Source organism: Acinetobacter sp. L-24, assembly GCF_056857555.1.
On record NZ_JBSXNI010000021.1, the window covers coordinates 1 to 11,371 of the forward strand.

At 41.7% G+C, this 11,371-nt stretch carries 11 protein-coding genes, 1 rRNA gene and 1 riboswitch; of the genes, 6 read left to right on the forward strand and 6 right to left on the reverse strand.

Translation table 11 applies throughout. From position 1 onward, the window contains the following. Window positions 1-14: 14 nt before the first annotated feature. Window positions 15-129 (forward strand): 5S ribosomal RNA (gene rrf / locus AC13CK_RS01135). Window positions 130-528: 399 nt separating this feature from the next. On the opposite strand, the gene AC13CK_RS01140 is transcribed toward rrf, so the two are convergent. From AC13CK_RS01140 to AC13CK_RS01165, 6 genes are all read right to left on the reverse strand, one after another. Further along, the gene (locus AC13CK_RS01140; RefSeq protein ID WP_425878569.1) at window positions 529-1,110 is read right to left on the reverse strand and encodes a lytic transglycosylase domain-containing protein; all 582 of its coding nucleotides are present in this window, start codon (window positions 1,108-1,110) and stop codon (window positions 529-531) included. Window positions 1,111-1,234: 124 nt separating this feature from the next. Continuing rightward, window positions 1,235-1,726 carry a GNAT family N-acetyltransferase gene (locus AC13CK_RS01145; RefSeq protein WP_005100090.1) on the reverse strand — a complete coding sequence of 164 codons (492 nt, stop codon included), beginning with the start codon at window positions 1,724-1,726 and terminating at the stop codon, window positions 1,235-1,237. A gap of 113 nt (window positions 1,727-1,839) precedes the next feature. Further along, window positions 1,840-3,039, reverse strand: a complete 1,200-nt coding sequence (locus AC13CK_RS01150) for an acyl-CoA dehydrogenase family protein (RefSeq protein WP_425878602.1) — start codon at window positions 3,037-3,039, stop codon at window positions 1,840-1,842. A gap of 23 nt (window positions 3,040-3,062) precedes the next feature. Further along, window positions 3,063-4,349 carry an acyl-CoA dehydrogenase family protein gene (locus tag AC13CK_RS01155; RefSeq protein WP_425878600.1) on the reverse strand — a complete coding sequence of 429 codons (1,287 nt, stop codon included), beginning with the start codon at window positions 4,347-4,349 and terminating at the stop codon, window positions 3,063-3,065. A gap of 244 nt (window positions 4,350-4,593) precedes the next feature. Next, window positions 4,594-5,970, reverse strand: a complete 1,377-nt coding sequence (locus AC13CK_RS01160) for an ABC1 kinase family protein (protein WP_004647106.1) — start codon at window positions 5,968-5,970, stop codon at window positions 4,594-4,596. 160 nt (window positions 5,971-6,130) lie between these two features. Next, window positions 6,131-6,439, reverse strand: a complete 309-nt coding sequence (locus AC13CK_RS01165; RefSeq protein ID WP_005100098.1) for a hypothetical protein — start codon at window positions 6,437-6,439, stop codon at window positions 6,131-6,133. Between the two features lie 200 nt (window positions 6,440-6,639). Here AC13CK_RS01165 and AC13CK_RS01170 point away from each other — a divergent pair, with 200 nt between their 5' ends. The 5 genes from AC13CK_RS01170 to AC13CK_RS01190 all read left to right on the forward strand — a co-directional run bounded on the left by AC13CK_RS01170 (window position 6,640) and on the right by AC13CK_RS01190 (window position 10,968). Beyond that, window positions 6,640-7,026 (forward strand): lysozyme inhibitor LprI family protein, encoded by a 387-nt coding sequence (locus AC13CK_RS01170; RefSeq protein ID WP_005100100.1) that lies wholly within the window; start codon window positions 6,640-6,642, stop codon window positions 7,024-7,026. A 204-nt stretch (window positions 7,027-7,230) separates the two neighbouring features. Then, window positions 7,231-8,238 carry a 50S ribosomal protein L3 N(5)-glutamine methyltransferase gene (gene prmB, locus AC13CK_RS01175; protein ID WP_313390287.1) on the forward strand — a complete coding sequence of 336 codons (1,008 nt, stop codon included), beginning with the start codon at window positions 7,231-7,233 and terminating at the stop codon, window positions 8,236-8,238. A 13-nt stretch (window positions 8,239-8,251) separates the two neighbouring features. Next, a complete protein-coding gene (gene aroC / locus AC13CK_RS01180; protein WP_004280471.1) occupies window positions 8,252-9,346 on the forward strand; it encodes a chorismate synthase in 1,095 nt (364 codons plus the stop codon). 66 nt (window positions 9,347-9,412) lie between these two features. Next, on the forward strand, window positions 9,413-9,934 hold the full coding sequence (locus tag AC13CK_RS01185) for a GNAT family N-acetyltransferase (protein ID WP_425878564.1): 522 nt from the start codon (window positions 9,413-9,415) through the stop codon (window positions 9,932-9,934). A gap of 125 nt (window positions 9,935-10,059) precedes the next feature. Then, window positions 10,060-10,968 (forward strand): AEC family transporter, encoded by a 909-nt coding sequence (locus AC13CK_RS01190; protein WP_085064439.1) that lies wholly within the window; start codon window positions 10,060-10,062, stop codon window positions 10,966-10,968. A gap of 312 nt (window positions 10,969-11,280) precedes the next feature. Beyond that, window positions 11,281-11,368: riboswitch (glycine riboswitch) on the forward strand. Window positions 11,369-11,371: the final 3 nt, after the last annotated feature.

The window sequence follows — 11,371 nt, forward strand, 5'->3', positions numbered from 1 at the left end:
TCATAAACAGTTGTGCTGGCGACCATAGCAAGAGTGAACCACCTGATCCCTTCCCGAACTCAGAAGTGAAACCTCTTAGCGCTGATGGTAGTGTGGGGTTACCCATGTGAGAGTAAGTCATCGCCAGCTCATTATTCGAAAATCCCCCTCCGCTAAGGCAGAGGGGGATTTTTTTGTGCGTGGAATTTTAGATAAGATATTTAACATATCTATATCTCAAAGTTGATCAGATTCTTCTGAGACAGAGAATTCCTGTTAATTTGTTTGATCTATTGGGATCTCTGTAAAACTAGCGCTATAAGAGTTTACAAGCTGATCTTATAAACCTTACAAAATAAAAAACCAGCGAATCGCTGGTTTTTTATTGCAGACTATTTTAGCTGAATATATATATCATGGCTGAGATTAATAGGTTGTAGGTATACTTTCATGATAAAAACTTTAATGGAGACAATTAGCGATTATTATTTACCAAATATTAAATAAAATAGCCTAAGTATGGTTAAATTAATTCTCTTTATTCAGTCATTAGAGAGAGTCTTTTAGCATTTTTTTATGCTGTTTTACTTGGTTGGCATAACGTTTACCTTGTTTACGCATTTTACGATTATTTTCATAACCTGACGGACCTACATTATAATAGGCAAGCGCTTTCTTCCAGTCACCGGATGATTGATTATATTTAGAAAGAATATATGTACCACATTGGATATTACTGCTTTCATTGTATAAATCACCAGGGCAGGTTTGTTGCCAATATCTTGGAATCACTTGCATCAAGCCTACCGCACCTGCTGGCGAAGTTGCTTGGCTACGATAAGTAGATTCCTGATGAATCACAGCCGCCACTAGGAGCGGATCTACACCTTGATTTTGTGCATGTTGAACAATTAAAGGTGAAACACGATTAGCTGTACTGGATGGGGTAGAATAAGCAGTTTGAATGCCTTTAGACAGCTTAGCTGCGCGTTTTTCTACCGAGCCTCCGCCCAAGGATGAGCAACCCGCAAAAAGAAAAGTGCCCAATAAAATAGAAGAAAATTTAAAAGAATGAGAATTAAATAGTGAACATTTAGATTTAATTGGATTTAATAGATGAGAAAAAAACAAACTGTGAATTCCATGCCTGAATAAACGTATTTTGATGTTAGGCAGCCTATATACAAGAGTCAAGCTTGCTGCTGATGAAAGCACTTTATTAATGTACAAATTTTATCTATCTACTAAAAAATCTCTAAGTTGAAAGGTTTTTCAGCATCCAGATTTCACAGGCTTCACTATGTCCGGTATTGCCTTGAGGATGATCAAGATGCTGAAAACCTAATTTTTCATAAAGTTTCACCGCTTGCCAAAGCGCTTTAGTTGTTTCTAGATAGACTGACTTAATCTGATGAGCCTGTGCAAATTCACAGGATAATTCTAAAATTTTCTTGGCAAAACCCTGCTGACGGATTTCAGGTAAAAAGTACATCTTCTGAATTTCTAAAATAGTTGCATCACCTTTTAAGGGCGCAATTCCACCACCACCGTAAATTTTATTTTGTTGATCTACAACAACCCAGTAAGCTGATTCCGGTTGCTGATAAACTTGATATAGTTCATCTAGAATAGAATCACCTACGGCAAAACCAGATTCTGCTGCCAGTCCAAACTCTTGGGAAACACCACGAATAATGCTTGCAATTTGAGCATTATCTTCAGGCTGAATAGGACGAATAGAGTACATATTGGACTGATTTTATTTTGAAAAAACGATGAATTTTTATAACGCTAAATGCTTAAAAAAGCCATCGTTTATTCAATTTAGATAAGTTTAATTCGCTATTTAATGAGCAATCATTATTTTAATTCGCTCGATGATTTTCCTAATTCCCGACGGGCAATAATCAGTTGCTGAATTTGCTGGGTGCCTTCAAAAATATCCAGAATCTTGGAATCACGCGCCCATTTTTCCAAAAGTTCAGTTTCGTTATAACCAATGGCTGCTGCCAGTTCGACACATTTTAAGGTAATTTCATTACCGATCCGACCGGCCTTGGCTTTGGCAATAGAGGCTTCACGTGAATTTGGTTTGTGATTATCGGCCATCCAGGCGGCCTTCAGCATCAGCAAGCGTGCTGCTTCCCATTCAGCTTCCATACGATAGATTTGTGCTGCGATATTAGAGCTTTGTAAATACGGTGTGGTATAAGTGGAGTCCAGCTGATCCTTAAAAATCTCCTTGATGCGTTCCAGCGAGGCTTTCGCACAACCAATCGCCATGGCGGCGACCAGCGGGCGAGTATTATCAAAGGTTTCCATCACGCCAGCAAAGCCTTTAGCAACATCGATTTCTGCATGACCGAGCAAGTTTGCAGCAGGTACTCGACAGTTGATCAAGCTGATCGTGGCGGTATCGGATGATTTAATCCCTAATTTATGTTCCAGTCGTTCGACCTTCATTCCTGGAGTACCTTTGGTCACCACAAATGATTTAATAGCTGATCGTCCCAGCTTTTTATCCAGAGTTGCCCAAACGACCACTGCATCAGCACGCTCTCCAGAGGTCACAAAAATTTTCTCGCCATTCAGAATATAGTCATCACCGTCTTTAGTCGCAGTGGTACGAATTGCAGCGGAATCTGAACCGCAACCTGACTCGGTAATCGCCATGGCGGCCCAAGTTCCATGAAAACGGTGCAATTGTTCCTCATTGGCAACAGCTGCAATGGCTGAGTTTCCTAATCCTTGGCGTGGCATCGAGAGTAATAAGCCAGTATCGCCATAACACATTTCAATAATGCTTAGGGCGGTAGACATATTGATGCCATTTTTATTAGTCGTATCTGCATCGCCACGTTTATTGACTGCTGCACCGGCATTCATGCCTTCGCTACTATGATTCATACCGTCGACCACAGAAGCGAGCATGTCTAGTTCTATCGGATAAGCATGTTCAGCCTTGTCATATTTACGTGAAATCGGACGCAAAACATTGAGGGCAACTTCATGTGCTTGATCAATCAAAAGCTTAAATTTTTTTGGAGTTTGTAGATTCATCATTGTTCTTCTTTATGTTCTGATCAGGCATGTAAGCCAGAATGGAGAATGGCAGTGGCTCTTAGGTCTCTATACCAGCGTTCTACCGGATGTTCTTTGGTAAAACCATGACCACCCAAAATCTGTACACCATCGGTGCCTATTTTCATGGATTTTTCTGCGCAGAGCAGACGCGCTAGATAAGCCTCACGATGGAAAGCTTGACCGGATTCAGCCAGACTGGCGGCATTCAGGATCAGCATTTGCATCGCGTCAATTTCAATGGCCATATCAGCAATCATAAAGGCGACACTCTGACGATGAGAAATTGGTTCGCTAAAGGCAATACGGTCATTGGCATATTGCACACAGTATTTTTTGACTGCTTCACAGGTGCCCACTGCCATCGCACACCACATTAAATTACCCAGATCAACAAAAGCTGCATAATCAAAATCTTTATCTCCCAGACGTTGAGCTGGAGTATTTTCAAATTTGAGCGTAACGCTTTCAGTGGCCTTTAAACCCATAGCCGGCGATTTTTTCGCAGTGATGGTACTGTCGCGTTGCACCACAAAGACCTCAGCTCTGCCATCCAGATCAGCACTGACCAGATACAGATCGGCACTTTCTCCCAAGAGCACTAAGGTCTTTTCACCCAGAATTAGATAATGTCCCTGATGTGCAACAGCCTTGGTTTTAAGTTGCTCTGGGTTAAACGCTGCTGTTTTTTCCTGTACTGCAAAGGTGGCCTTTAACTCAGGATTCTCTGCGAAAGCGCCCAGATATTCTGCCTGAATCTGCTCTGAGCCCCAGCGGGTAATGGCGTTAATGACACTAAAAGTCGAAAGTAAGCCAGCCGTCAGACTGAAATCACCCTGAGCCAAATGTTGAGCGATTAAAATATTGCTGACAATATCCTGTTCTGATGCAACGCCCCCCAATGCTTCAGGCAGGGCATAGAAATTCAGACCTAAATCAGTGCTGTATTGCCAGAGTTCATGGGGAAATAATTCATGCTGATCTGCATCATGCGCCAAGGGATATAGCACCTCTTGGGCAAATTGCTGCATGGCATTACAGGTCATTTGCTGTTCTTCAGTCAGGTTCAGATCAAATAAGGATTTGGACTGATGCGGCAGACGCTGTTTTTGAATCTTCTGGCCAGATTTCAGGATTTTCTGGGTTTGACTCAGGGTTTTGAATCCTGCTTTTGAACTTTGATAAAGTGATTTTTCTACAAATTTACGCAGTTTTAATTGATCTAATACTTCGCTGCCCGCGATTTTTGTCAGTAGGGATAAGCCAAATCCTTGGGCTTTATTCACCATATTATTCATTCTGATTATCCTAAAGGTGTTGTCACGTTATTTTTTTAATACTGACATGTGCTCAGATATAAAACTATGTCGTAGGTGACAAGATTAATTGACAATTTTTAGGTTTAGGGGATTGAAGGAAGGGGTGAATAAATCAATGAAAATTAAAAGAAAGATAAAAATATAAAAAATCGAATATGTCTAAAAATTGACCCGAATGACAAAATTATCCGGGTCTTTTTGATATTGGTTTATTTTAAGAGAGATGATGTTTAATCATGGCACGCACATTGGTTTTGGCATCAATCACGGTCATAAAGGTATAGGCACCAATAAATTTACGGCTAATAAACATAAATTCTTTGGGTGGAACACTGAAATAACGTGAAGCCATAGATCTCGATGCCTGTTGCATCACACGGCTATGCAGCTGGCTTTTTTTCCAGTCATAGCGATTATGTTCATCCATGATGCCAGCTGGCAATTCTTGATTATTTAGCGGTGAACTAAACGCTTCGGTGGCCAGTAAAAAGACTTTGGCCATATCCGGTTTGATGCTTTGCGGAATCGAATCAAAAAACTCATAACCAGTCATCGCCTTGACCATCATATCCGAGTCATGATGATAGCCTGCCTGGATCAGGTTACGCGCAACACTGAGCAGATGCTGGTCAAACTGGCGGATCGCGCCAAAGTCGAGCAGAATGATCTTGTCGTGCACATCTGCACCATTGCCCAGACGAACCAGATAATTACCAAAGTTCGGATCGGTTTGCATCTCGCCCCATTCGAAAATTTCACGTACTGCAATTTCCAGAGAGGCTTCCCCTAACTGGTTGCGGCGTTCTTGGGGCAGGGATAACATTACCGGGCTATTGATCGGCACACCACGTTCAAAAGTCATGCATAGCACACGATCAGAGCAATATTCATTAATAATGGTCGGGACGATATAGCGCGGATCATCTTTTAAACGTGCAGCAAAACGACGCGTGGTATCTGCTTCAATCTGATAATTTACTTCACGGTGCATCATCTCACGGACTTCATCGAACCACTGGTCGAATTCTCGGGTCTGCGGCACGATACGGGTCAATTTCAGCATATTTTTAAACAGGCTCATATCCGAATCAATGGCTTCTGCCACACCTGGGTATTGAATTTTTAACACCAGTTCCATGCCGTCAGATTTTCGGGTAGCGCGATGTACCTGTGCCAAAGAAGCTGTGCCCAAAGGTTCATGATCAATGGTGAGATCGTCGAGTTTAGAACCAAGTTGTTGCTGTAACTGGGTCTTGATGGCTGGCCATGCCAATGCCACCGTCTGATTGTTCAGGGTATTTAGAGCCTGAGTGACTTCTTCTGGCAGAAAATGCTCACCGTACAGCGCCATCATCTGGCCAATTTTAACGATAGACCCTTTCAGCTTGCCAATTTCCGCTACCAGATAATCGGCCTGTTCTTTCATGGCTTTTTTACGTTTCTTTTCTTTTTCTTCTTCGCTTGAGAACATGGAGCTTGCACTAGAAGCCGCCCAACGCGTGCCTGCCAGCAAGGATGCCTTTGCGATCGATAAGCGTCGATCCATAGAGGAGGTTTTCAGTTGTTTAAGCTTATCGTTCTGATCTGACATGTAAACTCGATCCTTTCATCATCAGCATGAAGCAGAATAAATCATTGTAAGGGATAGTAGCGTTTCTGCACGTATTAAAAAAGTTTAAGCCGCTGAATTTATAGCAAAAGCTAGGCAAGCTTTCATTTATTCACCAACTTGTATCAGTTTAGACAGGGCATTATGCCATTTGAAATTGGATTTTTAATTCAGATCGTTGTTGTAACTGTTGTTTATTTGTTTGAATATGTTGATGAATCAGGCGCTGTACGCTGTCATGCATGAAGCCCAAAGCATAGCCTTTTACAATCACAATACTTGGCAAGCCAAAAAACAGATATTTAGCATCGTCCAATGTCGCATCGGTAAATACGCCATGTTGCATTAAGGTCGACTGCAAAAATACCTTTTCTTGCTGCACCTGACTGGAGGCTTGATCATTCCAGTAATTCTGGCGCATCGCCATAAGATTATTGTGCTTATAGCTCATGGATCTGGGCTCGTTTGAAGATTGAATGCGGATTATATGTGGGTCATGGGCCAATTTTCAATTGTGCAACTGTTTAATCTTTCAGTCCGAGAAAGGCATAGGATTTTTGTCCGGACTGCGTTAATATCAGTGGATAATTAAACAATATTGATTGTTAAAACATTTATTGGGATTGTACCGGTTTCGGTCAAGGGGAAGTTATGCGTCTTGCATGGTTTTTAGTTGCAATTTTTGCGGGTACTGCGGTTCAGACGCAGGCTGCTATTGGGTATTCCAAGGAATATACACAGTGCATGAATTTTAGTTATGGTAATACACCTAAAGCGGAAAAATGCCTGGAAAAAGAGCTGAAAGTTCACAATAAACGTCTGAAGAAAAACTATAAAACTTATCTTAAATTGAATCCGAATCAAACCGCCGCCATTCGCAGTCAGCATGTATTGTGGGAGCGTAAACTGGCCCAGCAATGTAATTTTAGAATGTCAGGAAAATATGCCAAACAGCAACAAGGGCAATGTATGCTGGCTTTGATTATGGATCAGGCCAATCTTTATCAATCCCGTTCTTATGCGTCCGGTTTTCGATAAGTCGTCATACCATTAACATGGATATTTAACAAAAACACCTCTGAATAAAGTAAACATTTATCTGCATAATCGCTCACAAAAACAGGAGTTTTATAATTTTTGTGAGCGTAGAGAATTCGTGTTTTTCATGCTTTTAGCATTATAAAAGCAGGCAAAACAAGGTATCATAAGGCGTTTAAAAAAATGACCTTGGAGACGCCTTAAGTGGATCGACCGACTATTAGCCCTGAACATATGCAGGAAGCCGCTGAAAATTTAACCACCATTCGTGATTTTATTCGTTTTGGTGTGACAGCATTACGTCAATACGATGCACATTTGGGCCAAGGCACAGAAGATTATTTTGCTGAAAGTTCAGCGCTAGTGTTGCAAACCCTGTCACTAGAATGGAAAGCGGACGCTGAAATTCTAGATGCCAAATTATTGCCAAGTGAAAAAGCCGAATTTTTAAGTCTGCTGGAACGCCGTATTAATGAAAAAGTTCCAACTTCATATTTATTGAATCTGGCTTACTTTGACGGCAAACCCTACTATGTCGATGAGCGTGTGCTGATTCCACGTTCACCGATTGCTGAACTGATTCAGAACCGTTTTGCCCCGTATTGCCTGGGTGAACATGGTCAAATGGGTGAAGCGGTTAATAACTTGCCGGAAAACCCGAATCCGAAGATACCACAACGCATTCTAGATATGTGTACCGGTTCCGGCTGTATCGCAATTGCCTTGGCTTATGCTTTCCCTGAAGCGGAAGTAGATGCGACTGATATTTCGAAAGAAGCCTTGGAAGTTGCGCAAATCAATACTGAGCATCATGACAAGCAATATCAGATCGCTTTACTTGAATCAGATCTGTTTGAAAAAATTCCAGCTGAAAACCAATACGATTTAATCGTATCTAATCCGCCGTATGTCGATGCGGAAGATATGGCTGATTTGCCTGAGGAATTCCATCATGAGCCTGAGCTTGCACTTGCTGCAGGTCAGGACGGTCTGGATCTGGTGCGTAAAATGCTGGCTCAAGCAGCAGATTATCTGACTGAGAATGGCCTGATCGTGATCGAAGTGGGTAACTCAGAATGGGCGATGCGCCAAAACTTTAATTCGGTTGATTTCTACTGGTTGCAATTCCAGAAAGGTGGTACTGGTATCTTTGCATTGACTGCAGAGCAATGCCGTACCTACCGTGATTTATTTATTCAGTCTATTGCATAAGGAGTCGTTTGACATGGCAGGTAATAGTATAGGGCAACTGTTCCGTGTAACGACTTGTGGTGAATCTCATGGTGTTGGCCTGATGGCCATCATCGATGGGGTTCCACCCGGCATTGAGCTGACTGAAGCTGATTTGCAAAAGGATCTGGACCGCCGTAAGCCGGGTACATCGAAATTTGCAACCCAGCGTAAAGAACCCGATGAAGTAGAAATTATTTCCGGTGTGTTTGAGGGTAAAACCACGGGTACTTCAATTGGTTTGTTAATTCGTAATACGGATCAAAAATCGAAAGACTACGGCAATATCGCACAAACTTTCCGCCCGGGTCATGCTGACTATACCTATACCCAAAAGTATGGTTTCCGTGATTATCGTGGTGGCGGCCGTTCAAGTGCGCGTGAAACGGCAATGCGTGTTGCAGCGGGTGCCATTGCCAAGAAATTCCTTTTTGAGAAATTTGGCATTGAGATTCGTGGTCATGTAACCCAAATCGGTACAGAAAAAGCAGAAAAACTGGACTGGAATGAAGTTCCAAACAATCCGTTTTTCTGTGGTGACGTGGATGCAGTACCACGTTTTGAAGCGCTGGTCACGTCTTTGCGTGAGCAAGGCACCAGTTGTGGCGCTAAACTCGAGATCATTGCATCTAAAGTACCTGTGGGTTGGGGCGAGCCTGTATTTGACCGTTTAGATGCAGATATTGCCCATGCCATGATGTCGATTAATGCCGTTAAAGGTGTAGAAATCGGTGATGGCTTTGGCGTCGCTGAACAGTTTGGTCATGAAAGCCGTGATGAACTCACCACAGAAGGCTTCCTGGCCAATCATGCTGGCGGTATTCTAGGTGGTATTTCTAGCGGTCAGGACATTCGTGTTGCGATTGCCTTGAAGCCAACTGCGTCTATTACCACGCCGGGTAAAACCATCAATATTGAGCGTGAAGATACTGATGTACTGACCAAAGGCCGTCATGATCCTTGCGTGGGCGTGCGTGCAACCCCGATTGCTGAAGCGATGCTGGCGATTGTGCTCATGGATCATTTCATGCGTCACCGTGCGCAAAATGCCGATGTTGTTGCGCCATTTGCACCGATTGAACCTAAATAATTTGCTTTAACTTTAAAGTGAAATTGTTTTAAAGTCAGACTTCGGTCTGACTTTTTTATTTATAAAATGAATCACTATAAAAATATACGATTGGCAAGCAAGGCTGATATTCAGCAACTTACCATACTGATTAATACAGCTTATCGTACTCCGGGTGGATGGACGACTGAAGCAGGAATGATCCAAGGTGATCGTATTCAAGAAAAACAGTTATATGACTTGCTCAATTTAGAAAATTTTCAGCTGTTTGTGTTGGAAATTGATAATAAGCTTCTTGGTTGTATTGGCGTGAGCTTAGGGCAGCAAGTAGCAGAGATTGGAAGCTTTGCTGTTGCACCTGCTGAGCAAAACTCGGGTTATGGCAAGCAATTATTGGACTTTGCCGAATCCCATATTTTCGAAATATTTAAGAAGAACGTGATTCAGATGTCAGTGTTAAATGTTCGTACTGAACTGTTGGCATATTATCAGCGCCATGGCTATCAGCTGACTGAAAAGATTGAAGCATATCCACTGGGTCAAAATGTCGGAGAACCGTTGATTCCGTTACATTTGCTGATTTTAGAAAAAATCAGCAAATCAATATGATTAGTTGATGAAAATTCAAGCTTTTTACTGCTTAAATTGAGTAGTGGGAAAGCTCCTGAACATGCTAAGTTTTCTGTTCAGTCTAAGTGACTTAAGATTAGGCAGAAAACAGACCAGGATGTCATATGCTGCATATTATTTTAACTTCTTTATTTCCTCTCATCGGACTGATCAGCTTTGGCTATTTACTTAAGCGCAGGCAATGGTTGAGTGATGATTTTTGGCGAGGCGCAGAAAAGTTAAATTATTATGCACTGTTTCCGGTGATGCTGTTTTTAAATCTGGCCACTGCCAAGATTCAAATGGATGTCATTCAGGATGTAGTGCTTGTCGTATTTAGTATAATGGCTGTGGTCAGTATTGCACTGTATATTTTGCGTCATATTTACCAGATATCTTATGCGCGTTTCGGCGTCTATGTTCAGGGCTTGCTGCGCTTTAATACCTATATTGGCCTTGCTGCTGTTAGTGCCTTATTTCATCAGCAAGGTATGACCATCTTCGCGGTGATCATGGTGCTGTGTATTCCTTTGGTGAATATCTTATCGGTGCTGGCATTTACCCGTAGTCACGATATGCAGCTGAAAAAAATCATCCTGGATTTGTCTAAAAATCCATTAATTCTAGGCTGTATTGTGGGTGGTTTATTTAATCTTTCTGGTTTGTCACTCTGGACTGGAGCAGAGCAGTTCCTTAAACAGATTGCACTGTGCAGTTTGCCGCTCGGTTTGATGTGTGTGGGAGCAGCCTTACAGTTTCAGGGTTTTCAGCGTGATGTATTGCCACTCAGCCTGATAACCTTTGGTCGCCTGTTCGGAATGCCGCTGATTGCATTTTTAGTGTGTAAAATTTTCCAGATTGATGCATTAACTACTCAGGTATTGGTCTTGTTCTTTGCACTTCCTACCGCCTCAGCTTCGTATGTCTTAACCCGGGTGTATGGTGGCGATAGTGAGTTAATGGCTAGTATTATCAGTGTACAAACAGTGGTCGCAGCAGGAAGCTTAGTACTGATGCTTTCTTGGATTATCTAAAATTCTAGAATAAATGATAAAAGTCTAAATTTTGCTTTGGATGACATATACTTTGAATTATTAAAATAGCCTAAGCAAATGTTGAGTTCTATTTAAGCGCCAAAATTAAATAAGTTCTGGAATTTTATAAAGGATAGAACTTGCTCATTTTACTTAGGACAGCAAAATCTAAAAATTTGATATCTAGGCAATATCCTCCATCACCCATGTATGCTCTTAATTAAAAAGAATCACAGATAAATTCACGTGAATTAACATAAATAAAAACTGTGTTTTTCCTAAAAATGGTATATAAATTGCTCATGATAATAAAACATTATTGCAGGAGAGAAATGCTTCTGCATTCGCCGAAGGAGCAAGTTCCCAGGAAACTCTCAGGCAAAAGGACTGTGATAATGGATAA

What these genes read in the sequence shown, in the direction of transcription:
- AC13CK_RS01145 (WP_005100090.1), bottom strand. Translation starts at nt 1,726, where the DNA reads ATGTACTCTATTCGTCCTATTCAGCCTGAAGATAATGCTCAAATTGCA.
- AC13CK_RS01150 (WP_425878602.1), bottom strand. Translation starts at nt 3,039, where the DNA reads ATGAATCTACAAACTCCAAAAAAATTTAAGCTTTTGATTGATCAAGCA.
- AC13CK_RS01155 (WP_425878600.1), bottom strand. Translation starts at nt 4,349, where the DNA reads ATGGTGAATAAAGCCCAAGGATTTGGCTTATCCCTACTGACAAAAATC.
- AC13CK_RS01160 (WP_004647106.1), bottom strand. Translation starts at nt 5,970, where the DNA reads ATGTCAGATCAGAACGATAAGCTTAAACAACTGAAAACCTCCTCTATG.
- AC13CK_RS01165 (WP_005100098.1), bottom strand. Translation starts at nt 6,439, where the DNA reads ATGAGCTATAAGCACAATAATCTTATGGCGATGCGCCAGAATTACTGG.
- AC13CK_RS01170 (WP_005100100.1), top strand. Translation starts at nt 6,640, where the DNA reads ATGCGTCTTGCATGGTTTTTAGTTGCAATTTTTGCGGGTACTGCGGTT.
- aroC (WP_004280471.1), top strand. Translation starts at nt 8,252, where the DNA reads ATGGCAGGTAATAGTATAGGGCAACTGTTCCGTGTAACGACTTGTGGT.
- AC13CK_RS01185 (WP_425878564.1), top strand. Translation starts at nt 9,413, where the DNA reads ATGAATCACTATAAAAATATACGATTGGCAAGCAAGGCTGATATTCAG.
- AC13CK_RS01190 (WP_085064439.1), top strand. Translation starts at nt 10,060, where the DNA reads ATGCTGCATATTATTTTAACTTCTTTATTTCCTCTCATCGGACTGATC.